The sequence below is a fragment of the Paenarthrobacter sp. PPS72 genome (assembly GCF_048537125.1).
GTDB classification, from domain to species: Bacteria; Actinomycetota; Actinomycetes; order Actinomycetales; family Micrococcaceae; genus Arthrobacter; species Arthrobacter nitroguajacolicus_E.
This window is the reverse complement of sequence record NZ_JBLYIE010000039.1, coordinates 24,762-49,311: the sequence shown is the minus strand read 5'-3', so window position 1 is coordinate 49,311 and position 24,550 is coordinate 24,762. Positions and strand designations below refer to the sequence as shown.

Below are 24,550 nucleotides of genomic sequence, written 5' to 3'. Positions count from 1 at the left end.
CAGCTGGCCGCGCCCCTAACTAGTGCAAGACATGGACCGGAACGTCCAGTTGCCTCGACCACGAAGCCGCGGGTGACCGTCAGCCTGGGCCATCTACGGCGAGGTGTCCCAGGCCAACTAGAGGCCGAAGGCGGTTCCGTGACCGTGTTCGAACACGAGGTTGGTCTGGGTGCCTGCGACGGCAGGATTCGAAGACAAGTGGTCCAGCACGAATTGACGGATGTGCTCAGTGTTTTTGGCCGTGATGTGGATCAAGAAATCGTCGGCACCGCCCAGTACGAAGAACTGCTTAATTTCGGGAAGGTCCCGCAACTCGTTACCGAAGGCGTTCATGAGGTGACGGGCACCAGGCCTAAGCCGCACGCTCACCAGGGCCTGGAGAGGCAAACCCATGGCTTCGGGTGCGACTTCGACGGTGAACCGCTTGATCACCCCCGACTCCTTGAGCGCCTTAAGGCGCGCAAGACAGGTTGACGGCGCAAGCCCCAGGGCTTCCGACAACGACTGATTGGTACGCCTCGAATTCTTGGACAACAGACCCAGAAGCCTCTGGTCGACTTCGTCCAGAGTCACCTGCTGCAGTTTCTGCGGGTCGGACACCATGTAACGCTCCTCACAACGCAGGAAGTGGCCAATAACTCCTATTTTGCCGCAGATTCTGCACGCAAAGTTGGATGTTTCGCAGTTTCTGTCATTCTTTTGCTCACAAACGTCAATCCCCTCAGAAAGCGTGAGCATGATCATCTCCGTCCCCAAGGAAATCAAGAACAACGAGTTCCGCGTGGCCATCACGGCTGCCGGCGTGCATGAATTCAAAGCAAACGGCCACGACGTGCTCGTGGAAACCGGTGCCGGCGCCGGTTCCGGCATTAGCGATCAGGAGTACGCACTCGCCGGAGCTGAGATCGTTCAGACTGCAGACGAGGTCTGGGCCCGAGCCGACATGGTGATGAAGGTTAAGGAACCCGTGGCGTCCGAATACCGCCACTTCCGCGAGGGACTGCTCCTTTTCACCTACCTTCACCTTGCCGCGGAGCCGGCACTCACTCAGGCGCTTGTCGACTCCGGCGTCACGGCCATCGCTTATGAGACGGTCCAGGAAGGCCGGGCGCTGCCGCTGCTCGCACCCATGTCCGAAGTGGCCGGCCGGCTCTCCGTTCAGGTCGGCGCGACCTCCCTTATGGCGCCCGCCGGCGGCAAAGGCGTGCTGCTCGGCGGCGTACCCGGCGTCCGCCCCGCGAAAGTGGTGGTCCTCGGTGCAGGTGTTGCCGGCACCAACGCCGCCGCCATGGCGCTGGGCCTCGGTGCCGACGTCACCATCCTGGACATCAACATCAACCGCCTGCGCGAACTCGACGCCCAGTACCAGGGCCGGCTCAAAACCGTGGCGTCGAACTCGTACGAGATCGAAAAGTCAGTGATCGATGCTGATCTCGTCATCGGCTCCGTTCTGATTCCGGGAGCGAAGGCTCCCAAGCTCGTCACCAACGACCTCGTGGCCCGGATGAAGCCCGGCTCGGTCCTGGTGGACATCGCGGTGGACCAGGGCGGCTGCTTCGAGGACACGCACCCCACCACGCATCAGGAACCCACGTACAAGGTTCACGAGACGATCTTCTACTGCGTGGCCAACATGCCCGGCGCTGTCCCGAACACCTCCACCTACGCGCTGACCAACGTCACGCTCCGCTACGCGGTTGCTTTGGCCAACTACGGCGTCAAGGGTGCTTTCGACCGGCTCCCCGCTTTGGCGGGCGGTCTGAACGTGGCGGCGGGAAAGGTCACCCACAAGTCTGTCAGCGATGCCCATGGACATGACCTCGCCGACTGGCAGGACCTCGTAACGGTTTAAAACAACGGCTGTGCCTGCCCGAGAGAAGGCAGGCACAGCCCGCTCCGCTCCATAGGAAGGGGACAGCATCAAATGGCATTTCACCTGCAACCCAAATGGCAGCCGCTGGTTGGCCAACTGGTCATCGTGAAACTTCTGGATAAGGAGATCCGCCGCGGAGTTGTCGATGCAGTAACCGACGATGATCAAATCCTGTGGCTCGACAGTGACGGCGCCGAGCCCCGCCGTCTCTTTCACCGGGCAGACGGTTTCAGGGTATGGGTCGACTATAGATGGGAAACCGACAGGGCCAGCCTCTGCCCTGGCTTCCAGCATGCTGCTGCACCATGAGGTGCGAACACTCCGCTGCGCCTGGACGCGTACAGCTTCCGGAACAGCTGCATGACGATAATGACTTAGCAAGAGCGATTACTCGGCTGCGCTCTGAAACAGTCCAGGATGAAGCGTCAGGCGTTCTTGTCACCTGGCACGGCCCCTGGTCCTACACCCTTGAGCTCAGCCACCAGATTCCTCCTGGACTCGTCTACGAGTGCGTCGCCCCTGAACAACTGAACTTCTCAGACTGATTCAGGACTCGTCTGACTGATCGAGCCCATCAGCGCCCCTCCCCTGGCGTTGGCGCGCCGACGGCGCCTCCAGCAGGCTGTCAACCTCAATGACGAGCCGACCGCGGTGTCCATCGTCCCCTCACGGATGGGCGCCAGGCACACAGCCGGCGCGAACGCTGTGCCAGCGGTACATGTCGATCATCTGTGCCGGCGCGAAAATGGTGGAAGAGGCGGTAAGCCGCTCCCATTCCTGGTGTGTCGGGAGCGGGACCCCGCCGGCCGTGTGCAACCTGGCAACGCGAAGGAACCCATGATGTCCGAACCTACTGTGGAAAGAGCAGATCTCGGCATGGCCTGGGCGGTGAAAGAGAGCTTTGTACAGTACGTGCAGTCTATGCGCGATGGACGCATACTCGTGCGCGAGGGTGCTGCCGTGACAAATACCCGGCAGTTCTATTTCCCGTTCAGAAGCCTGGATCATTCTGACGGGCACAACTTTGTGCTCCAGTTCGGTGGAGAGGCCCGCTTCCTCGCCCATCACGGGCTTATGTCGGTCTCGATTTGCAACCCAAAAATAATAGTCGGGCCCGACGGGGCATGCTTGTCCATCGAACAAGGAAACGAGATTGTGCACCTCGCCCATCTCGACTTGCCGGCGGTGTCCGTGGAAGACGGCATCAATATGTGGGCAAATGTCCCGGTAGCTCTGACCAGCGCAGGAGCGGCTGTTTTCGCAGATAGCTATTCAGCCGGAGAAACACTGGCTCCGCTGACCATGAGGGCACCATCCTTTGTGGAGGTATCCTGAACCCGTTCTGGGGTGAACTGGCGGTACCAGCTGGGACAAGGTCCTGGGCCTAGACATGAAGACGCCGTGCTTTGCCCCCGCTCCGTGCTGGTGGATCCGGGCACGAGGTACTGGCAAGGACCTGTTCCTGCCCGCAGACTCAATGAGTCCAGGGGCAGGAATCGCTGCATTGGCTAGTGTCCAACGTCCACCCCGCGGCCGCAGCGCCACCACGCACTGTTGGTTACTGAGTAGCCACCGTTGCCGTGGTTCGGACCAGGTGGGCGAAGCGTCGCGCCATCGCCTCGGTATGCTCCCTCACGATCTGGTCTTGTTTCTCGAATGCTTTCATTCCGCGGCCGGCCCGCTCCACGGCAACCGTGTCATTCTCATTGACTAGGGACAACCACTGGCGGTAGACCACCGGCGAGATCTCCGGGTGAAACTGAACTCCCCATGACATCTCGCCTACTCGAAAAGCCTGATGCGGATACTGGGCCGTCATCCCGAGCCATACTGCTGACGGCGGGAGTTGGTCGATCATGTCCCCATGCATGGCGCCTGCGAAGAAGGGATCCGGCAATCCGGCCATCAAGGGATCCTCGGCAGCATCGGGCCGTAATGCCACCTCGACGACCCCCGCTTCGAGGCCTTGGTCTCCTCTGGCCACGGTCCCGCCGAACGTCTGTGCCATCAACTGAGCTCCAAGGCAGATCCCTAGTGTCGGTTTCCTCTGGGTGGCGGCGGCCGCCATGAGGCGCCGGATGTCGGTAAGCCAGTGATAGGCATGGTCGTCCAATGAGCTCATGTCTCCGCCAAGAACCACCAGGGCGTCCTCCTGAATCACGTCCGGGATCACGTCACCACTGAAAGGCTGGATAATTCTGGTGGTTATTCCCTCATCGTGCAGCCAAACACCGAGCCGGTCCAGTGGGCAGTGGAAATCTGGCTGTATGACGAGTGCCTGCAGGGTACCGGTACCTCGGGGCAGGTTTGGCTGATTGGTCATTCTCGAATTCCTTATCGGGCGGTCAGGGTTTCAGCATGCGAAACCTGGGTTGTGAAGGGACGGTGGCATCCTGTGTGGTTAAGCCGGACACCGAAGCCCCATGGCCTTTAGTCCCCGGACCCAGGCGGACAACTTCAACGTAGCGAACAGCATGGCCGGGGTCGCAGTGCCGGTTGCACATTAAGATCCGAATGTGTGTGCCACAGCCTGGTGATCTTGGGATCATCCGAATATTTCCTCAGCGGACCCCGGCCGCTGTTGCCGTCATTGAAGAACAGTGCGGTGGCCTTCGCGCATAGCCAGTCGCGCAGCGATGCCCGTGGGCAGCCAGTCGCCGGCTTCTTCGAATGAATGACCGATGAGCTGCTCTACGCGCTGGAGCCGTTGCCGGAGTGTGTTGCGGTGGATGTGCAGCTTGGAGACCGTGTCGGCAATGGATCCTTTATTGGACAGGAGCATGGCGACGGTTTCGGCCAGCTGGGTTCCATTTTCCGCGTCGTAGCGCATGAGGGACCTGAGTTCGGCGAGCACGTCCCTGATCTCTGCAGACATCCCCTCCCCAACAAGGGGCAGTTCCTGCAGGTGTTCTATGTCGCTGAAAGAGGTGACCCGTCTCCCGGATGTCCTGCCTACCAGTTCTGTCCAGGCCAGTGCGGTTTCGGCGTCTGAGAGCGCTGGATGCAGAGAGGCGACGTCCCGCGCCAGGGGACCTACGCCGGCGAAAGCTGAGACGCCACGGTGTTCGTCGAGGTCAGAAAGAGTCGTCTCCAGCTTCGCCTTGATCTCTTCTCCGGAGCCGGAAGGGGTATCGATAAAGAGCAGGCTGAGGGGGCCTTCCGTGAAGACCAGGGATCGGGGGCCGGCCAGTTCCTGAAGGTAGGGGGCGATGCGTCTGGACACCGCGTCAGAGTCGAATTTCAGCCGTTTCACTCGCACCAGGACCGGCAGAGTGCGGCCCTTTGACCAGCCTGATTCCTCGAGAATGCGGGCGAATGTGCTCGTGCCGACGCTTCGGAGCAGGCGTGAAGCATGGGATGAGCCGACGGACTCCAGTTCTACTGCTTCAAAGAGGGCGGCCAGCTGAGAGCAAATGGCGCTGAGCCGATCGAGCTCTCTGGTGGAATAGCGGCGTGGACGATAGCACGTGACGATGCCCCGGGTGCTCGTCAGGCCAAAGGAGACAGATATCCGCTCGTGTCCGGCGAAGTTGGATTCAATGAATTCGGACGTTGCTGTTCGTGAGTGAGTGGTTCTAACTACGATTCCGCTTCGCTCGCCCTTGTCCATTGCGATGGCGGTGGGCGGCGATGTGGCTGCACCTCGCCCGAAATATTCAATGACGCAGCCGTCGGAGCTCATGTGCTTAAGAATCGCCTGGGTGGCCACTTGGGCGCATTGCAGGACGGAAGTGGCGGAGTTGATCGGGAAATCGACAAGGAAGTGCGCTGCTGCGGATTGGCGCCGCAAGTCATCAACTGTCTCAGCCTGCAGCAGGCCGCTGGCAAGCAGCACTCCCACCTCGTCAGCAATCAGCTTTGACTCCCAGGTGAAGGTTTCCTCCTCATATGACCAGAGGCTGAACACGCCAAGGAGGGTCCCGGTCGGTGCCACGATCGGGACAACCAGCATCGAATTGAAATCGTCTTCCTGCAGTTCGCTGATGCTGGCGAACCTCGGGTCCTGCTGAATGTTCTTGTTTAGGACAACCGACTGTTTGGTGAGCCCTGCCCAGCCAGTTACACCTTCGCCGAGGCGAAGGGTGATTCGTCCCATTTGCTGGCTTTGCACTCCAGGGGTGCCTGCGCGCATGACAAGGACTTGTTCCTGTTCATCCCACAGGTAGACGAAAACCCCTGCTGAGTTTGTTGCCCTGGCTACCAAGTCCACTGCTCTTTGAGCAAGCGCGAGTGGATCGGGTCCTTCCATCATGAGCTGCGTGAGCTCGGACAGGGTGTCTGCGCGAAGCTCTGCTATTTGGAGTTTGTGGCGATAGCCAGCGGGCAGGACCTCACTCGGTTGCGGGGCCGCAGGCTCAGCAGGGGGTTTCATCGTTTCAGCTTAGAAGGCTCATGCCCATGGAGGCCCGGCTGAACTGCCTTGGCGCGTTGACGCCGATCCAAGCCACGTCCTCCGCCGCAGATCCAATCCGGTACAAGGCGGCGTTGCGTTCCTCCGCAGCGTATACCTGTACAAGTTCACCTGCCGGCGGAAGCATTCCGTGCACCTGTACCTTTCGGCCGAACTGCTCCGTCCACCCGTACGGAGCCTGTTCCAGTTCGCTGGAGTCGAAGCCTGCAAAGTATTCAGCCAAGGCTGCGCCATGACGTTGGGCCTGGGTCCAACTCTCGAACCGCCGAAAGGTTCCGTCCTCAGCCCGCCGGGCCGAAACGTCTCCGATAGCGAAGATCCCGTCGGCGATTTCACCACTGGTCAGCAGGGCTTTCCCGTCCGCAGTGCAACGGACTCCGTTGGAAATGTCGAGCTCGCTGTAGGTCAGCCATTCGGTGTGGGGGCGTGCGCCGACAGCGCTGATAACCAGGTCCGCGTGCAGGTCCAGGCCGCTGACCCGGACCGTCCACTGCGCATCCGTTTTCTGAATGGATTCCACAGCAACCCCAAAATGAGTTACGACACCGGCCTGATGCATCCATGCCTTCGCTTCCTCACCCAGATGTCCTGAAAAGAAGCGCTGCATTGGTTGCGGAGCCAAATCCACTACCGTGACGGCAAGCCCACGCTGGGCGAGTGTAGATGCCAGTTCCGCACCAATGGTTCCGGCGCCGATGATGATCGCACTGGAAGCTCCTGCATCCACGGCGCTGCGCAGGGCAAGGGCGTCCTGCGCGGTTCTTAGGCTGAGAACGCCCGCTGGCTCGTTCGGCAGCCGGATTGAGCCGGCTCCTGTGGAGATGACGACGGCGTCAGCGGCTACTTCTCCGAGCTTGTCCGTCAGGACAGTCCGCTTGTCGGTGAGCAGCCCGATGGCCTTTGCCTTGAGGATCGGCGTAGCCTCCGGCCACCACTCGGCCGGTTCGACGGGACCGGTGCCAAGAAGGAATTGCTTGGACAGCGGGGGCCGGTCGTAGGGCGCGTTCGGGTCTGAATCAATGACGATAAATTCGCCTGCAAAGCCCAGCTCGCGGCTGCGTTCAATCAGCATCGCCGAAGCAACCGAAGCGCCAATGACCGCAACCCGGTCTGGCAGATGTGTCACGATGCCGAAACCTCTGATGCTTTCTCGCCGGCCTCGGCCGTTTCCCGTTCAAGGATCGCCCGTTCGGGGCAGTTCCGGATGGCCTTGCGGACGTTGGGTTCATCGCCGCTGTTTTCGCGGCCAGGAATAACGTGCGCGTAGCCTTCCTCGTCGATCTCAAAGGTTTCGGGTGCCAGAGCCCAGCACCGGGCGTGGCCTTGGCAACGCCCTCCGTCGACCCAAAGTTCTCCCATGGTGATCAAGCTCCAATCTTGAGGGTAAGCGGGCCGACGCCGTGCCACGGTTCGTCGTCGTTTGCCCGTTCGAAGTGAGGGACAGCCTTCAGGAATTCCTCCATGGCGATAACCATTTCGGCGCGGCCAAGGTTCGAGCCGAGGCACCGGTGGATCCCTCCGCCGAAGGCCAGGTGGCGGTTGTCTTCACGGTCGATCTTGATGTCGTTGGGTTCTTCGTAGACCTCCGGGTCACGGTTGCCCGCGCCGAAGACGAGCACAACGCGTTCGCCAGCCTTGATTTCCTGGCCCCGGACAACTGTGTCCTTCTTCGCGGTGCGGGCCATGGCCTGGACCGGGGAGAGGGTCCGCAGGAATTCTTCGGCTGCGGTGGGGATCAGGTCCGGGTCTTCCCGCAACTGCTGCTGGGCCTGCGGGTTGCCGGCCAGGTACCAGAGGGCGGAACGGATCGCCCAGGCGGTCGTGTCGAGCCCGGCCAGGAAGAGGAGGTAGCAGTACGACAGCAGCTCTTCCCGCGTGAGCTTCCGGCCTTTTACTTCCGCTTTCAGGAGCTGGGTGATCAGGTCATTGCTGGCGTCCGCTTCCGGTCCGGCCTTTTCCCGTTCGTCGAGAAGGCGGTCGAAGTAGTCGTTGAGTTCGCGTCCGGCCGCGTATGCGGTTTCCGGATGCGCGGTCCGCTCATAGATGATTTCGTCGATCCACCGGTCGAAGATTGGCCAGTCCTGTTCCGGATATCCGGCCAGGCGGCTGAAGATAATGGTCGGCATCGGGCGGGCAAGCTTTGCCGAGACATCAACGACGTCTCCGGCTGTGAGGACTTCCTGGCACAGCTGCTGGGCGGTCTCCCGCATTCCGGGTGTCAGCTTTGAGATGTTCATGGGGGTGAACATCGGCAGCAGGATTTTGCGGAAGTCAGCGTGGGTCGGGGGATCGATGTCGATAGGAATGAGGGGGACGTCAGTGCCGAACGCCGGGAGGAGCATTGAGGGTCCGACAGCGAAGGTGTCGGGGTCCTGCTCGGCGTTGAAGATATCTTCGCTCTTGGTGATGTACCAAAAGCCTCCATACTTGTTACTGTGCCCGACAGGTCCGTTGGCTAGGATGTCCTGGTATTCGTCGAAAATGTTGTCGAGCGACCGTCCGTGGAAGTCAAAGTCTGACTTGTTGTGGCTGAGTCCCCGCTCAGTTTCTGTGCTCATGAGAATTGCTCCTGAAGTGGTTTCTGTGACTGTGCGTACGCTGCGGCCTTCTCCACGAGATCGACGAAGAGGGCCTTCTGGGCTTCGTGGTAGTCGACCATGTGCTCGGGATGCCATTGGACTCCGATGAGGCGGGCATCGTCGGCTTCAATTGCTTCGATAACGTCGCCTTCCCGTCCCACGACACGAAGGCCTGTTCCGAGCTTTCCCAAGCCCTGGTGGTGGTAGCTGTTCACGGGAATGGTCAGGTCTTTGGCGATCCGGGCAAGTTCGGAACCGGGCTCCAGTTGTACCTGGTGCCATGGTTCATGAGAGGGATGGTCCTGCCAGTGCCCCCTGTCCGGGCTTACTTCCTGGACGAGGTTTCCGCCTCGAATAACGTTGACTAGCTGCATCCCCCGGCAAGTGGCCAGGATGGGCAGGCCGCGGAGCATGGCCTCGTTGTAAAGCTCGATTTCGAAGTCGTCCCTGATGTCGCACACGTCATAGACCGTCTCGGCCGGGTCCTCCCCATACAGCCGGGGGCTGATGTCACCGCCGCCGGTGAGGATCAGCCCGTCGAATCCTTCAAGCGCCGCATCGGGGATCGTTGCCGTGGACGGAAGAATGGCGGGACGGCCGCCTGCGGCAAGCACGCCGTTGGCGTAGGCCATGTTCTGGACCGTTGAAGGCATCGGGCCAAAGGCGGTATCGACGGTCTGCCGGGCCGCGGAAATGGCAATAAGGGGCGCCCGCATGTCAGTAAACCAGCCAACCGCCGTCGACGTGGATGGTGGTACCGGTCACCCAGCTGGCCTCGTCGCTGGCCAGGAACGCGACTGCGTTGGCAACGTCGGAGGGCCGTCCGATTCGTCCGAGCGGCGTGCGGTCGAGCAGGAACTTCACGGCGTCCTGGTTCTCCAGCACGGACTTGGTGAATGGGGTCTCGATGAAGCCGGGGGCGACAGCGTTGACGCGGATTTTGGAAGCTGCGGTTTCGATGGCCAAAGCCTTCGTGAACATAAGAAGTGCACCCTTGGATGCGTTGTAGTGGACCTGGGGGTGTCCGCTGCTGGCGATGACGATGTGGGCCTCGACAGAGGTGATGTTGACGATGGCACTGGTTGAATCGTCGCCCCGGGCGGCAGCGCCCTTCTCCAGCAGCGGCCGTGCGGCCTGGCTGACCAGGAACGGTCCGGTGGAGTTCACGGCGAAGACCTGGTCCCATTCCGCTACGCTCACGTCGTCGAAGTTGCTGCCCTTGACGATTCCTGCGTTGTTGACGAGGGTGTCGAGCCGGCCGAATTTTGCGTCGATCTCGGCCATGCCGCTGCGGACCGAGGCTTCGTCGGCGACGTCCATAACAACAGGCACCATTTCCGGGTGCTGGCCGATCAGACGTTCGAGCGCGGCCTCGTCACGGTCCAGGGCTACGACGGTGGCGCCCTCCTTGAGGAGCTTTTCTGCGATGGCAAGGCCGTTTCCGGACGCGGCTCCGGTGACTGCAGCTATCTTTCCGGGGTGAGTGGTCATTGGGTGCTTCTTTCTGAGTATTTAAAAAATGGAAATGGAGCTCTTAGCGCTGCACTCTGCGCTAGATGCGTTCCAGGTAACGTGCGATCTCGAAGTCGGTGACGCTGGTCTGAAGCTTGCGGAGCTCCCAGCGCCTCGTCTGGACGTAGTGGGTCACGAAGGTTTCGCCGAAGTACGCCTTGGCGACCTCGCTTTTTTCGAACTGTTCGATGGCCTGGTCGAGTGTTCCGGGCAGCTGCTTTACCTGGTGTCCTTCCTCCAGGGCGTAGGCGTTTCCTTCCACCCGCTTCGGGGCGGTCAGTTCCTGCTCCACGCCGTGCAGGCCGGCAGCGATGTTAGCGGCGATGACCAGGTAAGGATTGGCGTCAGCGCCCGGTACCCGGTTTTCAATGCGTGCGGCGCTGCTCTTTGACGGGATGGACCTGATGGCGACCGTTCGGTTGTCCAGGCCCCAGGTGGCGCTGGATCCGGCCCACTGCCCGCCTTCGGTCCGCTTGTAAGAGTTGATGGTGGGCAGGTAGAGGGCCGTGAGCTCCGGTGCCGTCTCGACGACGCCGGCCAGGTAGTTGTATCCGATGGCGCTCAGTTCGCCGGGCTCCTCGGCATTGGCGAAGGCGGACTTGCCCGACTGCGGATCCCAAAGGCTCTGGTGCATGTGCCCGGAGGAGCCGGCCCACTCCGGGTTGATCTTGGCCATGAATGATGCCGTGTAGCCGGCCTCAGCTGCAACCTCCTTGACGGTTGCCTTTAGCCGGAGGGCGTTGTCCGCGGCTGCGAGAGCATCCGAATAGTGGATGTTCATCTCGAACTGGCCCGGACCGTTTTCACTGTTGCTGGCCTCGATGAAAATGCCCTGCTCAGACAGGCGGCGTCGGATCTCACCGATGAGGAACTCGGTGCCTGTGTCCCTGACGAGGCTGTAGGTGTGACTGCCCGCCGTGATGGGGGTCAGGTCGCGCCAGTCCTTGGCGGCAAGGTCCGTCGGGGTGCCTTTGAGCAGGTAGAACTCGAACTCGTAGGCGCAGACTGGCGAGTATCCAAGGTCTTCGGCTTTCTGCACGACTCGCTTGAGAATGCTCCGGGGACAGATTGCCGCAGGCTCGCCCGACATCTCGTAGGCGTCGCAAATGACGGAAGCCACGCCGGGTTCCCCCGGAACGACCTTCAGGGTACTGAGATCGGGGAGGAGCGTCACGTCAGGGTAACCCGTGTCCCACCCCGTGTAGCTGAGATCAGAAATGATTTCGTCCTGAATGTCCCAGCCGAAGATGATGTTGCAGATATTCGTTCCGCGCTCAGCGACGCTTTCCAGGAAGTACCTGGCAGGGATGCGCTTGCCGCGCCATACGCCGTCCAGGTCCACGACGCCCACTTTGAACGTTTTGATGTCGTTGTCGGAGACGAACTTTTGCAGTTCGTCATGCGCTGACGCGGCTGAGGATTGATCCTGCATGTCGATGGCCTCGAGTTCGTGGAGGTCCTCCGGGACCTGTGTGATGGGATTCACTATGTACCTCTTATCCTCATTGATATTGGTTACTAAAAACACTAAGAGCGGGGTCCTTTTGGCGTATGTGCAAGGTGCACATCATGATTGCCGGCTACATGCATTCGGTAAGCCAGGTCACATTCCTGTGCGGTAGGCAGGCCAAGGCTTTTCCGTGTTCTGCCCAGTACCCAGGACACGAAAGCCATGGTGCTGGGCAGGTCGAGCGGGGCCTAGTAGACGTCCTTGACGTAACGCCCTTCGCTCTTCAGGGACTGCAGGTAATCGTGCGCCTTTTCGGGGGTCATTGCGCCGTGGCTTCTGAGCACCGCCAGCAGGGCTTCGTCGATGTCAGGTGCTATTTGTTTGCCGCCGCACACATAGACCGAGGCTCCACCCGATAGCCAGGCAAAGATGTCTTCTCCTTCTTCGCGGATCCGGTCCTGGACATAGACCTTGCCCTGTTGATCCCGGGAGAAAGCCACGCTGAGGCGGTTCAGCACGCCGTTGCTTTGCAGTTCTTCCATTTCCTCCTGATAAAGCCAGGAAGGCTTTTCATGGCGGTCCCCGAAGAACAGCCAGTTTCGTCCCCGGGCTTGTGAGACTTCGCGGTCACGGAGGAAGCCACGGAACGGGGCAACTCCGACGCCCGGACCGACCATGATCACGTCAGCTGAGTTGTCGTGGGGCAGGTGGAACTCGTGCGCCGGCAGCGGGAAGACTTTTATGGTTGTCTTGGTCTGCGCGGCGGACTGGAGGAATCCGCTGCATGCACCCGAGTGCCGGCGGCCGGCGGTCTCGTATTGCACAGTGGAGACCGTCAAGTGGACGCGGTCGCCGTCAGCGAGGGGACTGGAGGCAATGGAGTACGACCGGTGCTGCAGGGGCCTCAGCATTGAGAGGAACTCGCCGGGATCGACATCCGTTGTCCGGGTTTCCTGCAGCACGTCCAGCATGTCCCGTCCCCACAGCCAGTCTTCCAGCGCATTGCGGTCACCGGACTCGACCAGGTTCCGCACGGGATGATCCGGGGCGAGATTTTCGACGAGCCAGGCCACGATGCCCAGATGGGGCAGCCGAAGCTCATAGTCGTTTTGAAGCGTCTCGCGTACGGTCTTGCCGTCTTCACCGAATACCTCGCTGCCCGCGAGGCCAAGGAATCCGAGGAGGTCTTCCACGAGTTCGATGGAGTTGGTGGGGATTACGGCAAGTGAGTCACCTGGCCGGTAGTTGCGGCTGTCGCCGCTGACCTCAAGCTCATAGTGCCAGACCTCTTTTTCGGACTCTGGAGCGCTGAGGAGGCGGGCCTCGACGACGGTGGCAGTGTCAGGTTCCCGGCGAGTGCCTTTAGGCTGCTCGGCGGGGTTTGCTCCTGGAACAGTGGAGTCTTCCGGGTTGTTGTCTCGCTTCTTGGGAACAACTGTCTTGAAGGTCTCAAGCATGCCCCTGATCCACTTGCCTGACGTCAGGTCATAGTCGACATCGCAGTCGAGGCGGTCAAGGATTCTCTTGCCGCCGAGTTCGCCAAGGCGCTCGTCAAGATCGCTGCCGGCTTTGCAGAAGTCTTCGTACATGGAGTCGCCAATGGCAAGGACTGCGAAGGGAACGTCCTTGAAGAGGTCTGAACCGGCGCTTTGAAGCTGGTCCCAAAACGGTTGCGCATTGTCCGGCATGTGGCCGTTGTCGTGTGTGGCGGTAACGATCAACAGGCGGTCCTTGCGTGCCGCATCTTGCGGGGTCAGCATGTCCAGGCTCATAAGCTCGGCTGCGTAACCCTGGCCGTTTGCCTTGTCCACGATCTTGGACGCAAGGAACTCAGCGTTCCCGGTCTGGCTGCCGTAGAGGACGCTGAGGGTCTGCACGGCGGTACCTGTCTCACTGGATACTTCGGATGAGGTGCCTTGGTTGGTCCGAACCAGCTCCCCTGTGTCAGTTGTCACGGTTCTGTCCTTACAAATACGGTCTTGAGTTCGGTGTATGCCTCGATGGCAGCCTGGCCCAGTCCGCGGCCGATGCCTGACTGTTTGAAGCCGCCATAAGGTGTCTGGATTCGAATGGATGAGTTTGAGTTGACCGACAGAGTCCCGGACTCAAGTGCCCGCGCCGTCCGCAGGGCCTGTCCGACATCGTTGGTCCAGATGGAGCCGCTCAGGCCGTAAATTGAGCTGTTGGCCAGCGCGATGGCTTCCTCTTCGGTGTCGAAGGGAATCACCGAGGCGATGGGGCCGAAAATTTCATCGGTTGCCACCCGGCTCTTGGGGTCCGGGGCGATGACGATTCTGGGCGCCATCCAGAAGCCGGGGCCATCCGGTGCTTCACCGGCGGTGACGACGTTGAGACCGTTTTCGAGGAAGCTGGAAACGGTGTCGCGGTGGGCAGCCGATACCAGAGGTCCCAGATTGGTCTTGCCGTCCAGCGGGTTACCGATTTTCAGTGCACGCGTAGTCTCGATGAATCCCTCAACGAACTCGTCGAAGATTCCCCGCTGCACGAGAAAGCGGCTGCGTGCACAGCAGTCCTGGCCCGTGTTGTCGAAGACCGACATCGGGGCTGCCTGCAGACACTTGGCGAGGTCAACGTCGTTGTAGACGATACTGGCGGACTTCCCGCCGAGCTCAAGAGAAACCCTTTTCATCGTCGTTGAAGCCGCCTGGACGATGGACCGGCCGACCTCGGTGGAACCAGTAAAACTTATCTTGCTAACATCCGGGTGTTCAGCGAGGGCATTGCCGATCCGGGCGCCCGAACCAGTGAGAACCTGAAGCGCGTCCCCGACGACGCCCAGTTCCTTCACGATCTCACCAAATCGGACAGTTGACAGGGGGGTAAGGGCCGCGGGTTTCACAATTACCGAATTACCGCTGGCCAGAGCCGGGGCGATACTCCAGGATGCGATAGGCAGAGGGAAGTTCCACGGGGCAATTACGGCCACAACACCCAGCGGCTCGCGGAAAGTCATGCTGACGCCGCCGTCGACCGGAATGGTGTCCCCGAGGATCTTGTCCACCGTTCCGGCGTAGTACTTGAAGCACTCGGCGACACCAAGAACTTCCTGTCGGGCCGCCGCCAATGGCTTACCAACGTCGGTGGATTCGAGCAAGGCCAGTTCGTCGCTGTGAGCGATGACAGCATCGGCAATAGCCCAGAGGGCATCACGGCGTTCAGCCAGTGGCTTGCGGATCCAGGCGCGCTGGGCGGCCCCTGCGCGTTCGACCGCTGCATTTACGTCCGGCAGGTCGTAGGCGGGCACCTCGCCTATCTGTTCTTCTGTAGCGGGGTTGTAGACCGAAATAACGCTGCTCATAATCGGGTGCTCCTTCAGGAGAAGTGGGGTTCATCGAAAATTTCCTAGTCCCGTATGGACTCTGGGAAGCTCCGTTAGTTCCGACAATGCCTGAGGAAACTGCGGCCAGCGAGTGCTGGGAGCACCACGATAAGTAGCTGTATGTGCGCGGTGCACATTCCATAAACTCCTCGTTCATAGGACCGCGTCCATTCTTTTGCCAGCGAATAGCTGTGCATCAAGACCATGCGCAGGACGGATGTATGTGCAGGCTCAACACCGCAAACTCTGGGGCAACTCCTACGCTGTAATCCAACTCACAGTGACGTTCGGCAAGGGGGCCGGCCCGATTGTGGGTTCCGCGATGCCGCTCAATTCCGCCTTGTCGAAGGCATCGCGATGACACTCAGCTTCTACGTCCAGGAGGGACGAATGGCAACTAAAGATGTTAAATTTGAGCCGGTGGATGCGGGACCCAACGGAATCTTGAGCCCAGACCGCTTGCTCAGCAGGGGCCTGGGAGTCCGGTCGATTGTGTTCATGGTTGTGGCGGGAGCTGCGCCCATGACAGCTGTCGTGGCTGGCTGGCCTGTTGTCGTTTCTGCATCGGGAAGCACGGGCGGTCCGCTGTTCTTCCTTATCGCGACCGCTATTCTGTTTCTGTTTGCCGTTGGTTTTACGAGGATGACGCCCTTTGTAAAAAATGCTGGAGCGTTCTATTCCTACATCCAAACGGGGCTGGGCCGAGGTGTTGGCATGGGGGCTGCCACCTTTGCGCTCGGAACATACTTGCTGCTGTTTCTTGCGCTGTGTTCATACCTGGGGTCAGCGGCCCAGACCACGGTTCACGATCTGGGCGGTCCGGAACTTCCTTGGTGGCTGTGCAGTCTGGTGCTGATGGCAACCTGCGGTGCTCTTGCGTACCGGGACGTCGAGCTATCCGCCAAGGTGCTGGGCGTGGTCCTGGTCATCGAAACAGTCGTTCTGCTGGCAGTAAACATCGGGGTGATTGTCCACGGCGGCGCGGAAGGGTTGAGTGCTGACTCGCTGTCCCCCGCGCGTTTGGGTGAAGGTGTCCCGCCTCTGGGCGTCATGTTTGCCTTCTTCTCATTCATCGGCTTTGAGGCCACCGCCGTCTTCCGGAACGAAGCACGTGACCCCGACCGCACTATCCCGCGGGCAACCTATATCGCCGTTATCGGCGTCGGCATCTTCTACACTTTCACTGCCTGGGCACTCCAGGCGGGAGTCGGAAGCAGCCAGATAGTCGAAGTCGCGACGAACGACCCCACCAGCATTGTTGTAGGGCTCGCGGGACAGTACGTGTCCCCGCTCCTTGCCACCCTGCTCCAGGTTTTCCTCATCACCAGCCTTTTCGCCTGCATCCTCACCTTCCAGAACGTACTGACCCGGTACCTCTTTACCCTTGGTACGCAAGGTGTTCTTCCGTCTGGACTTGGTGCAATCCACCCACGTCACCACGCTCCATCCAGGGCAGCCTTGATCGTCTCGGTAGTTGCGATAGCACTGCTTGGTGTCGAGGCGATCATCGGGCTCGACCCGGTAACGCAGGCCTACACCTGGTTCTCAGGCTCGGCCACATTGGGCATCGTTGTTCTGATGGCTCTCACGTCACTCGCGGTGATCGTGTTCTTCCGGAGGAATGCACACAACAAGAAGGTCTGGGGCACGTTGCTGGCCCCCGCGCTTGCCCTTCTCGGACTCGGGGGAATTGTCTTTCTGGTCCTTCAGAACTTCGGGCTTCTCGTCGGCGGCGACTTGGCGGCGGGAATACTGTTGACGCTCATGGCTGCACTCTTCCTGGGCGGCGTGACTACCGCGCTGGTTATGCGATCCAAGCGGCCGGCGACGTATGCCGCACTGATCCCGGCAGGTTCCAGCAGCGAAGAAAGTTCCGCAGGGATTTAGGAACAAAGACTCATCTCCGTAGCCGCCGTCGCACGAGCCTTCTTGGGAACGACGGTAATGGTGGCCGGCTGCGCAAGGCGCGGCCGGCCACTCGCGCCCATGGACAAAAGATCTTCCAGAGATTTCCCTACCCGTCACTGCAGATAGTGAGCTGCGAGAGCAGCTGCCGATATTTAGGAGCTTCCCATTTCCGACAGCGCACTGTTGAAGCAAATCATCGACAAGAAGTACCCGACAGTTGCCTACGGCGAAGGCATCTTCCTGTATGACACGGAAGGGCGCCAGTACCTGGATGGTTCAAGCGGCGCCATGACCGCCAGCATTGGTCACGGCGTGGACGAAATTGCGGAGGCGGTGAAAGAACAGTGCCGCCGCGTAGCTTTTACGTATAGAACCCAGTTCACCAACCTGCCCGCTGAAGAACTCGCCCGCCGGCTCACCGACATCGCTCCCGGGGACCTCGATATGGCGTTTTTCGTTAATAGCGGGTCCGAAGCATCCGAATACGCCATCCGCACCGCAGTGAGCTACTGGCGCGAAAGGGGGCTCCCAGGCAAAGTCAAAATCCTTGGCAGGACCATCAGCTATCACGGCATGACAATGGGCGCCCTGTCGATGTCCGGGCATGCAGCACGCCGCCCCGATTACGGATCCTTGCTCCATGCGTTCTCCTTCGCCCCGCCGGCCTACGCCTACCGCTTCGCCCTGCCAGGCGAGAGCGAGGAAGTGTACGCTGCGCGGGCTGCGAAAGCCTTCGAAGACGCCATTCAGAACGAGGACCCCGGCACAGTCGCGGCAGTCATGGTCGAACCAATCGTAGGAGCCGCCGGCGGGGTCCTGACGCCGCCGGCCGGCTACTTCGCCCGCCTTCGCGACATTTGTGATCGGCTGGACGTGCTGCTGATCATCGATGAGGTCATCACGGGAATGGGGCGCACGGGCGACTGGTTCGCGAGTTCCTACGAGGACGTCGTGCCGGACCTTCTTCTTATCGGCAAAGGAATGAGTGCCGGATACTCCCCTGTTGCTGGCGTCCTGCTGCGGAGCCACATCGTCGAGGCGCTCAGAGAGGGCAGCGGCGTCGCTCCGTTCGGGCACACCTTCTCGGGGAACCCACTGGGGGCAGCGACCTGCCTGGCGGTCCTGGACTTCATGGAACGCGAGGATATCCTCGCGAACGTCCGGCAACGGGGGAAGCAGCTTGAAGAGGGTCTGCTCTCCCTGACAACAAGGTACCGCTGCATCGCCGACGTCCGTGGGCGGGGCCTGCTTTGGGGCTTCGAGTTCGTTATGGACCAGGAAAGCAAGCAGGCACCCGATCCTGCGCTGGGAGCGGCTGGCCTATTCGTCGATGAATGCCTGGACCAAGGGCTCATTGTCTACCCTGCCGGGATCGCCCCGCTGAACAATGCCGTGATTCTGTCCCCGCCCTTGGTGATCACCGAAGAGGAGACACGGGAACTGCTGGTGAAGCTGGAAAAAGCCCTCCGCGCCATGGAACGTCACGTTAAGCGCTGGGCCGCTGTAGGTGAGAACCGGCATGGATCCCGAGTTGGAACCGGAAGCTGACACTGATCCCGGCCGTTCCAACGTCCGCGCTGGTCAGGTTGCACATAGTGGTCGTAAAGGCTGTTCCGTCCACACACTTTTGAAACTCGACCAGGGCTGAAGATGGTCGAAGCGACCCATCTGCCAGCACCTCAACCACCAAGGAAGCCAAGTGACTACACCGATTCTTGCCGCCGTGCTGGAAAAGCCCGGAGCCCCTCTTCAGATCCGCGAACTGCTGCTTGATGACCCGGAGGACAATGAGGTTCTCATCCGGACCGAGCGAGTGGGCCTTTGCCATAGCGATCTGCACTATCTGAAGGGGTCGCTGGATATCTCCCTGCCGGTGGTCCTCGGGCATGAAGTCGCAGGCATTGTCGAGCGCGTCGGTTCTGCAGTCACAAGAATTAAGACTGGTGAAAGGGTCGTGGCAACGGTCACCCCCTCCTGCGGGGCATGCCGCAACTGCATAAGCGGGCGCCCGACCCAGTGCGAACGAGTCGACTCGATGCGTGAGCGGCAGCGACCCAGGCTGCTCTCACCTGATGGATCAAGCGTTGAGTCGCTCGGCGGTATAGGCGCTTTTGCAGAGGCCTTCCTCGTGAAGGAGGCATCCGTTGCAGTGGTCGGCTCGGATCTGCCTCCCCAGGTGGCGTGTCTTCTCGGTTGCTGCATTAGTACAGGAGTCTGCGCGATTATTCACGGCGCAAAGGTAGGGCCAGAGGATACTGTTGCCGTAATCGGTTGCGGCGGTGTCGGAATAGCGGCCATTCAAGGTGCCAGGCTGGCTGGGGCACGACGAATCATTGCCATTGACGCTGTGCCGGCGAAGCTGGAGCTCGCCCGTAACTTCGGTGCCACGGACACTGTTGTCTCATCATCCGACCCGACAGAAACACTCATCCAGGTCCGATCACTTCTCCCCCAAGGTGTCAGCCATGCAATCGAGGCGGTGGGCCGCAGCCAGACAGCGGAACTCGCCTTTTCGCTCCTGCGCCCGAACGGAACTGCCACCATCCTCGGTCTCATGCCCACAGGGTCCGAACTGCGTATCCCCGCAGATGCACTCGTATACGGCGACCGACACCTGCAAGGCGCCTACATGGGAGCGAACAGGTTCCTCAGCGACGTCGACATGTTCACGGACCACTACCTGAACAACCGACTGGATCTCGATGCAATGGTCACCAAGGAACTGCCCTTCGAACGTATCAACGAGGGATTCGAAGCGATGTCGGAAGCCTCGACGATCCGAGTTGTGCTGAACATGACCGACAGGCAACTGTGATCCGGACAACTTTGAAGACCGTTTGGCAGCTGACTGTCAGGCCGATCACGATCTGATCTTGCGCCACGGCCAGCGCCGGAACGAAAGCTGCGCACTGTGGCGCTGCAAATCCTCCCGAACATAAACGGTCAAACGTCAATGCCCAGCCCCTGCCGTCGCTGGTCCTGGACGACAAAGACAACAACGAAAACCAGAGGAGCACCTTGAATGACTGCTGAAGGACTAGCACAACTGACCGCTAACACCCCCGACCTTGTCGAGCAACGCTCCTTTGTCGATGGCGCATGGCTGCAGCTCGACGAAAACGGCCGCTACCTTACCAACCCAAATACGGGCGAACCCCGGCAGCCGATGCGAAAGACCGGAAAGGCTGACGTCGAGTGCGCACTCGCCGCAGCGGCGACACTGCACGAGTCCGGGAAACTTGAAGACATCAAACTCCGGGACCGTCTTGAGCTCCTGACGAAGGTAGCCGCATCTCTGGATGCCCAGAGCGAAGAAATCGCGCTGCAGGACAGCATCAACACGGGAGTCCCTATCCGGACCACTCGCCTGATTGCAGGTGCACTTGGGGACAGAGTCCGGGGAACTATCGCTGAAGCGGAGCAGCTTGGCGAGTCGGAGACCCTTGACGGCGGTGACCGGTCTGTGGTCATCCTGCGCAAGCCCCTCGGCCCGGCCCTCATCGTTGGCCCCTGGAATGCTCCAACCTTCACCGTGGTAGGCAAGGTAGCGGCAGCAATGGCGGCTGGTTGCCCGGTCATCCTCAAACCCTCTGAGAACGCCCCCGGCGGTTGCCAGCTCTTCGCCGAATCGATCGTCGCCGCCATGACTGAACTCGACTACCCAAGCGCCGCGTTTCAACTGGTTCATGGGAATTCGGAGACAGGATCACTGCTGACCTCGGATCCCCGCATCGAGGCTCTTTCGTTTACAGGGGGCGACTCGGCAGGCCGAACGGTTGCGAAGGCTGCGGCGTCCAATCTGGCTGTCATGCAGATGGAGCTCGGATCCAACAATCCCGTGATCATTCTGGACGATGCCGATGTCAGCTCGGCGGCACAGTCCATTGTGCAGGGCATGACCCGTCTCAATGGCCAGTGGTGCGAGGCTCCCGGCAAGGTACTGGTTGACGAGTCGATTCACGACCGTTTCGTTGAAGCTATGAAGTTCGAACTCAGTAAGCTTCGGGTCGGAAATGCCTTGGATGAGACAACGCAAGTGGGCCCCCTGGCGTTTGAGCGACAGCGTGATGGTTTGAAAGCCGCAGTGAATCGACTCCTCGAACTGGGGGGAACGCTGGTCACTGGCGGCGACCTACCCGATCTTGACGGCTGGTTCCTGGCACCGGGGATGATCGTCGGATGTCCCGCCGGAGCCGCCACGGAAGAACTCTTCGGGCCACTGGTCACGGTACATCCCGTGCATTCCGTTGAAGAGGCGCTTAGCCATGCAAACGGACCGGCAACCGGTCTTGATGCCTACGTATTCGGCGGTGACGAAACACGGGCCATCGACGTGGCATCCCGTATTCGTGCCGGGGAGGTCCGCATCAACGGCACGTTCATGAGCGACCTGGCCGGCAATTCGCGGCAGAGTTTCTGGGGTACCAGCGGTATTGGAGGCCACGGTCCCCAGTACGGCGTTCGCTTCTTTACCGGCGACCGCGTGGTTGGCGTGGACAGGACGGATTTCCCGCTCTAGGCGCCATATGCGACCCCAACAAGCGTAAGCGAGGCCCTGCGAGACCTGCGACAAACATCCCGGAACGTGACGCGTGCCTAAGACGGGGGCCTCCGCGTCCTCTCGGGCAAGCAGCAGGCCAGGGCCTGGCAACATGAGACGAGAAAGTCCTTCAATGACAGATACTTCAACGACAGGTACGGTGCGGTTTTCGCCGCTGAGTTTCCTTGAGGGCGCCGCAGCGGCGATCCCGGCCTTTGGAAGCGACCTGGTCGATTTCCGTAGGGAAATGCACGCCGATCCTGAAGTCGGCCTGTATCTGCCCCGCAGCCAAGCCCGGGTCCTTGAGGCACTCAAGGGACTCGACCTCGAAATAAGCCTGGGGAAAGCGGCCTCGTCCGTGGTTGCGGTACTCCGGGGCGGGGCCACCCAGTCCCCCGTTGGGAGCCGTCCTGCTGTACTGCTTAGAGGGGACATGGACGCCCTTCCTGTGGCAGAAAAAACGGGTATACCCTTTGCCTCGACCAATGGCGCAATGCATGCCTGCGGTCATGACCTGCATACAGCGGGCCTGATTGGTGCCGCCCGCCTGCTCTCGTCCGTACGTGACAACCTGACCGGCGACGTCATCTTCATGTTCCAACCGGGGGAGGAAGGACATGACGGGGCCCGCATCATGCTGGAGGAAGGCGTTCTTAACGCAGCCGGCAGGCGACCGGATGCTGCCTACGCCCTGCATGTCGTTTCAGACATGCCGTCAGGCGTGTTCACCACCCGGGCCGGTTCCTACATGGCAGCCTTCGGAGATCTGTCCGTCAAGGTTATCGGGCGTGGTGGGCACGGTTCGCGCCCCTTCCAGACTCTGGACCCCATACAAGTAGCTGCTGAAATGCTTGGCGCGCTACAGACGTACATCACCCGGCGATTCAACGTTTTTGATCCCGTGGTCCTGTCCGTGGGCCAATTCCATGGCGGTTCCGCCTCTAACGTCATACCTGATTCGGCGGAATTCAGGGCAAGCGTCAGATCTTTCAGCCCCGGTGTCGAAGCACGGCTCGCACAGGAGTTGCCGGATCTCGTCCGGCAACTGGCGGCCGCTCATCAACTGACAGCCGACGCAACGTTCACTCCAGTTATGCCGGCCACCGTCAATCACGACAGTGACGCGGAACTCTGGGGCAGGACCGCCCGGACGTTCTTCGGAGAGCACCGGTTCGTGCCCAGCCCGTCCCCCAGGACCGGCTCTGACGATTTCTCCCGTGTCCTCGTGGAGGTCCCCGGAGCGTACGGGCACCTCGGAGCAGGGTCTCCAGATATCGACCCCATGGAGTGGGCTCCCATGCACTCACCCAGGGCAGTGTTTGACGACAGTATCCTCGTCGATCAGGCACAATTCATGGCGGGTGTGGCGCTTGGAAAGCTCCAGGAGTTGGAGGTGCGGGGAAGGCTCGGAGGGCCTCCCGAACGGCCACACCTCACTTGAAGCAGTGGACCTAGCAGTACCGGTCTCGACGCCCATGGATGGCACTTCACCACTATCAGGTTGCCGAAGCTCCGGACCTGACGCTCCAGGATCAAACAGATCCTCAATTCTTTGTAGGACAAGCCTCCCTAGAACTTAACCACATGTGCGGGTTGGAGGCGATTGCGATTTCTGACGACTCGACTGCTTAAGGGATACCCCTGGAACTAGTTGAGCGATAACTACGGCCGGCGCCGCCGGTCAACCAAGCTGAAGGAGGATTTGTGTCCCACCCTGAGCATCTCTTGATTTCGAACGTTGCGCTCCCAGTGATGGGAATAAACCTGAGCCAGAGACCAACACCTCCGCTTTCCATCGAGGTTACTGTAAGGCGGCCCCAAAACAGGGACGAAAAACTAAGCCGTGCAGTCAGCAACCTGATACCGGTCGCTTTGGAACGCAGGCAAGGAATCCTCGTCATTCAACGTGATTACGGCGAGTACACCGTTCGAGTCGACCCCGAAGTTCCATGCGGCACGACTCTCGAATCCCGTCGTCCCGACTCCGCAAGGCAACAACAAAAGCCCACCCTGGATCCCACAGACTTTCAGATTAGAGAACCTGAAGCTGTATACCTTGTCCTTTGAGATACACCCGAACCTGACGTCAGGCAGCAAGGAAAAGAACGTCAGAATAGGGTCGGAAGGCGGTTCCTGCACATGCTCCCCGAACAATCTCAGATTCAAACCTGACAACCAGCGCTGCTGTTCAGCTTGCGCGGGCGGGTGACTGGCAGATATGCAACAGCCTGTTGCCCGATTGTCCAGAGAGTGTCTGGACGATCAGTTCCGCTGCCCACAGCCGGGGACAATCCTCATGGGTTACCCACCGCTACTACTGCCGAGGGAGCTCCCCAATGGCTCCCGATTCCAGCCGTGGATAACCCGGATTGCCCCCAACTGTGGATAGCTCGCAGGGGCACGCGTCTAGCGGAAATTGCTGATTTGAGCCCGGCGCAGCGGCATCAGGCAAACGAAACCGCCCGCTGATCAACACAAGACAGCAGGTCGCGGACTGCCGCTAGGCAGGCAGTGCCCGCACGTCGGGGAACCAACCCGTTGGAGCCTTTTTTGGTTCCAGGTGTTCAGGGTCCCGGTGTTCTTTCATGTCGCAGTTGTAGAACGGCCCTTGGGGATCCAGGAGCACCCGCATGTGGTGGTCCGCGTGGTCTTTCCACCAGACGCTCATGCCGGTCGCTGGATCCAACCGTAGGTGCTCCCAAGCTCTCCAGAGCGCTGCTACACGGGAGACTGCCTCCGGATGGAAATACCATTCGATGCACCACTTGGCCGATTTTCCTGTGACGCTGCGAACATAGGTGGGCAGCAGCTGCTCATGGAGGAATTCTTCGGCGGATCCGTAGACGAGCTCCGGTGTCCTCTCCGCATCCTGGGCCTCCGTAGCTGGTGGGAGTGTGTCCGTGTCGTACAGGTCGAAGTCATTCGCCATGAGACCAG

20 protein-coding genes are annotated in these 24,550 nt (G+C 60.5%); 8 read left to right on the top strand and 12 right to left on the bottom strand.

Going from position 1 to position 24,550, the window contains the following annotated elements; genetic code table 11:
• Positions 1 to 117 precede the first annotated feature (117 nt).
• Positions 118 to 603, bottom strand: a complete 486-nt coding sequence (locus tag ACLRGI_RS16420) for an Lrp/AsnC family transcriptional regulator (protein ID WP_166843131.1) — start codon at positions 601 to 603, stop codon at positions 118 to 120.
• Between the two features lie 133 nt (positions 604 to 736).
• Here ACLRGI_RS16420 and ald point away from each other — a divergent pair, with 133 nt between their 5' ends.
• The 3 genes from ald to ACLRGI_RS16405 all read left to right on the top strand — a co-directional run bounded on the left by ald (position 737) and on the right by ACLRGI_RS16405 (position 3,208).
• On the top strand, positions 737 to 1,852 hold the full coding sequence (ald, locus tag ACLRGI_RS16415) for an alanine dehydrogenase (protein WP_159636054.1): 1,116 nt from the start codon (positions 737 to 739) through the stop codon (positions 1,850 to 1,852).
• Between the two features lie 72 nt (positions 1,853 to 1,924).
• The gene (locus ACLRGI_RS16410; RefSeq protein WP_159636057.1) at positions 1,925 to 2,182 is read left to right on the top strand and encodes a hypothetical protein; all 258 of its coding nucleotides are present in this window, start codon (positions 1,925 to 1,927) and stop codon (positions 2,180 to 2,182) included.
• Between the two features lie 528 nt (positions 2,183 to 2,710).
• Positions 2,711 to 3,208, top strand: a complete 498-nt coding sequence (locus ACLRGI_RS16405; RefSeq protein WP_207597852.1) for an HtaA domain-containing protein — start codon at positions 2,711 to 2,713, stop codon at positions 3,206 to 3,208.
• Positions 3,209 to 3,431: 223 nt separating this feature from the next.
• Here ACLRGI_RS16405 and ACLRGI_RS16400 read toward each other — a convergent pair whose 3' ends face one another.
• The 10 genes from ACLRGI_RS16400 to ACLRGI_RS16355 form a co-directional block, all read right to left on the bottom strand.
• Positions 3,432 to 4,196 carry a type 1 glutamine amidotransferase gene (locus tag ACLRGI_RS16400; protein ID WP_419202639.1) on the bottom strand — a complete coding sequence of 255 codons (765 nt, stop codon included), beginning with the start codon at positions 4,194 to 4,196 and terminating at the stop codon, positions 3,432 to 3,434.
• Between the two features lie 264 nt (positions 4,197 to 4,460).
• A complete protein-coding gene (locus tag ACLRGI_RS16395) occupies positions 4,461 to 6,245 on the bottom strand; it encodes a helix-turn-helix domain-containing protein (protein WP_419202638.1) in 1,785 nt (594 codons plus the stop codon).
• A gap of 4 nt (positions 6,246 to 6,249) precedes the next feature.
• The gene (locus ACLRGI_RS16390) at positions 6,250 to 7,410 is read right to left on the bottom strand and encodes an NAD(P)/FAD-dependent oxidoreductase (RefSeq protein WP_419202637.1); all 1,161 of its coding nucleotides are present in this window, start codon (positions 7,408 to 7,410) and stop codon (positions 6,250 to 6,252) included.
• Complete coding sequence (locus ACLRGI_RS16385) at positions 7,407 to 7,643, bottom strand: ferredoxin (protein ID WP_142059642.1); 237 nt, start codon at positions 7,641 to 7,643, stop codon at positions 7,407 to 7,409. Before ACLRGI_RS16385 ends, ACLRGI_RS16390 begins: the two co-directional genes overlap by 4 nt.
• A 5-nt stretch (positions 7,644 to 7,648) precedes the next feature.
• Positions 7,649 to 8,842, bottom strand: a complete 1,194-nt coding sequence (locus ACLRGI_RS16380) for a cytochrome P450 (RefSeq protein ID WP_056331965.1) — start codon at positions 8,840 to 8,842, stop codon at positions 7,649 to 7,651.
• Entirely contained in the window at positions 8,839 to 9,579 is a 741-nt protein-coding gene (locus ACLRGI_RS16375; RefSeq protein ID WP_419202636.1) for a gamma-glutamyl-gamma-aminobutyrate hydrolase family protein, read from the bottom strand. Before ACLRGI_RS16375 ends, ACLRGI_RS16380 begins: the two co-directional genes overlap by 4 nt.
• Before the next feature lies 1 nt (position 9,580).
• Positions 9,581 to 10,354 carry an SDR family NAD(P)-dependent oxidoreductase gene (locus ACLRGI_RS16370; protein ID WP_011777266.1) on the bottom strand — a complete coding sequence of 258 codons (774 nt, stop codon included), beginning with the start codon at positions 10,352 to 10,354 and terminating at the stop codon, positions 9,581 to 9,583.
• Between the two features lie 61 nt (positions 10,355 to 10,415).
• Positions 10,416 to 11,861 (bottom strand): glutamine synthetase family protein, encoded by a 1,446-nt coding sequence (locus ACLRGI_RS16365; RefSeq protein ID WP_235008782.1) that lies wholly within the window; start codon positions 11,859 to 11,861, stop codon positions 10,416 to 10,418.
• Positions 11,862 to 12,073: 212 nt separating this feature from the next.
• On the bottom strand, positions 12,074 to 13,780 hold the full coding sequence (locus tag ACLRGI_RS16360) for a diflavin oxidoreductase (protein WP_056331969.1): 1,707 nt from the start codon (positions 13,778 to 13,780) through the stop codon (positions 12,074 to 12,076).
• The gene (locus tag ACLRGI_RS16355; RefSeq protein WP_419202635.1) at positions 13,777 to 15,144 is read right to left on the bottom strand and encodes an aldehyde dehydrogenase family protein; all 1,368 of its coding nucleotides are present in this window, start codon (positions 15,142 to 15,144) and stop codon (positions 13,777 to 13,779) included. Before ACLRGI_RS16355 ends, ACLRGI_RS16360 begins: the two co-directional genes overlap by 4 nt.
• A 225-nt stretch (positions 15,145 to 15,369) precedes the next feature.
• Between ACLRGI_RS16355 and ACLRGI_RS16350 the strand changes: the two genes are divergently transcribed.
• The 5 genes from ACLRGI_RS16350 to ACLRGI_RS16330 all read left to right on the top strand — a co-directional run bounded on the left by ACLRGI_RS16350 (position 15,370) and on the right by ACLRGI_RS16330 (position 23,054).
• Entirely contained in the window at positions 15,370 to 17,052 is a 1,683-nt protein-coding gene (locus ACLRGI_RS16350; protein ID WP_419202634.1) for an APC family permease, read from the top strand.
• A 204-nt stretch (positions 17,053 to 17,256) separates the two neighbouring features.
• The gene (locus ACLRGI_RS16345; protein ID WP_419202633.1) at positions 17,257 to 18,621 is read left to right on the top strand and encodes an aminotransferase family protein; all 1,365 of its coding nucleotides are present in this window, start codon (positions 17,257 to 17,259) and stop codon (positions 18,619 to 18,621) included.
• Between the two features lie 151 nt (positions 18,622 to 18,772).
• Positions 18,773 to 19,888, top strand: a complete 1,116-nt coding sequence (locus ACLRGI_RS16340) for a Zn-dependent alcohol dehydrogenase (protein ID WP_419202632.1) — start codon at positions 18,773 to 18,775, stop codon at positions 19,886 to 19,888.
• Positions 19,889 to 20,095: 207 nt separating this feature from the next.
• On the top strand, positions 20,096 to 21,592 hold the full coding sequence (locus ACLRGI_RS16335; protein ID WP_419202631.1) for an aldehyde dehydrogenase family protein: 1,497 nt from the start codon (positions 20,096 to 20,098) through the stop codon (positions 21,590 to 21,592).
• A 154-nt stretch (positions 21,593 to 21,746) separates the two neighbouring features.
• Entirely contained in the window at positions 21,747 to 23,054 is a 1,308-nt protein-coding gene (locus ACLRGI_RS16330) for a M20 metallopeptidase family protein (protein ID WP_419202630.1), read from the top strand.
• 1,059 nt (positions 23,055 to 24,113) lie between these two features.
• On the opposite strand, the gene ACLRGI_RS16325 is transcribed toward ACLRGI_RS16330, so the two are convergent.
• Positions 24,114 to 24,542 carry a DUF4913 domain-containing protein gene (locus ACLRGI_RS16325; RefSeq protein ID WP_207597861.1) on the bottom strand — a complete coding sequence of 143 codons (429 nt, stop codon included), beginning with the start codon at positions 24,540 to 24,542 and terminating at the stop codon, positions 24,114 to 24,116.
• Positions 24,543 to 24,550: the final 8 nt, after the last annotated feature.

Excerpts from the sequence above, each read along its gene's own strand:
- ACLRGI_RS16420 (WP_166843131.1), bottom strand. The coding sequence starts at position 603 with ATGGTGTCCGACCCGCAGAAACTGCAGCAGGTGACTCTGGACGAAGTC.
- ald (WP_159636054.1), top strand. The coding sequence starts at position 737 with ATGATCATCTCCGTCCCCAAGGAAATCAAGAACAACGAGTTCCGCGTG.
- ACLRGI_RS16410 (WP_159636057.1), top strand. The coding sequence starts at position 1,925 with ATGGCATTTCACCTGCAACCCAAATGGCAGCCGCTGGTTGGCCAACTG.
- ACLRGI_RS16405 (WP_207597852.1), top strand. The coding sequence starts at position 2,711 with ATGATGTCCGAACCTACTGTGGAAAGAGCAGATCTCGGCATGGCCTGG.
- ACLRGI_RS16400 (WP_419202639.1), bottom strand. The coding sequence starts at position 4,196 with ATGACCAATCAGCCAAACCTGCCCCGAGGTACCGGTACCCTGCAGGCA.
- ACLRGI_RS16395 (WP_419202638.1), bottom strand. The coding sequence starts at position 6,245 with ATGAAACCCCCTGCTGAGCCTGCGGCCCCGCAACCGAGTGAGGTCCTG.
- ACLRGI_RS16385 (WP_142059642.1), bottom strand. The coding sequence starts at position 7,643 with ATGGGAGAACTTTGGGTCGACGGAGGGCGTTGCCAAGGCCACGCCCGG.
- ACLRGI_RS16380 (WP_056331965.1), bottom strand. The coding sequence starts at position 8,842 with ATGAGCACAGAAACTGAGCGGGGACTCAGCCACAACAAGTCAGACTTT.
- ACLRGI_RS16375 (WP_419202636.1), bottom strand. The coding sequence starts at position 9,579 with ATGCGGGCGCCCCTTATTGCCATTTCCGCGGCCCGGCAGACCGTCGAT.
- ACLRGI_RS16370 (WP_011777266.1), bottom strand. The coding sequence starts at position 10,354 with ATGACCACTCACCCCGGAAAGATAGCTGCAGTCACCGGAGCCGCGTCC.
- ACLRGI_RS16355 (WP_419202635.1), bottom strand. The coding sequence starts at position 15,144 with ATGAGCAGCGTTATTTCGGTCTACAACCCCGCTACAGAAGAACAGATA.
- ACLRGI_RS16350 (WP_419202634.1), top strand. The coding sequence starts at position 15,370 with ATGCGCAGGACGGATGTATGTGCAGGCTCAACACCGCAAACTCTGGGG.
- ACLRGI_RS16335 (WP_419202631.1), top strand. The coding sequence starts at position 20,096 with ATGACTGCTGAAGGACTAGCACAACTGACCGCTAACACCCCCGACCTT.
- ACLRGI_RS16330 (WP_419202630.1), top strand. The coding sequence starts at position 21,747 with ATGACAGATACTTCAACGACAGGTACGGTGCGGTTTTCGCCGCTGAGT.
- ACLRGI_RS16325 (WP_207597861.1), bottom strand. The coding sequence starts at position 24,542 with ATGGCGAATGACTTCGACCTGTACGACACGGACACACTCCCACCAGCT.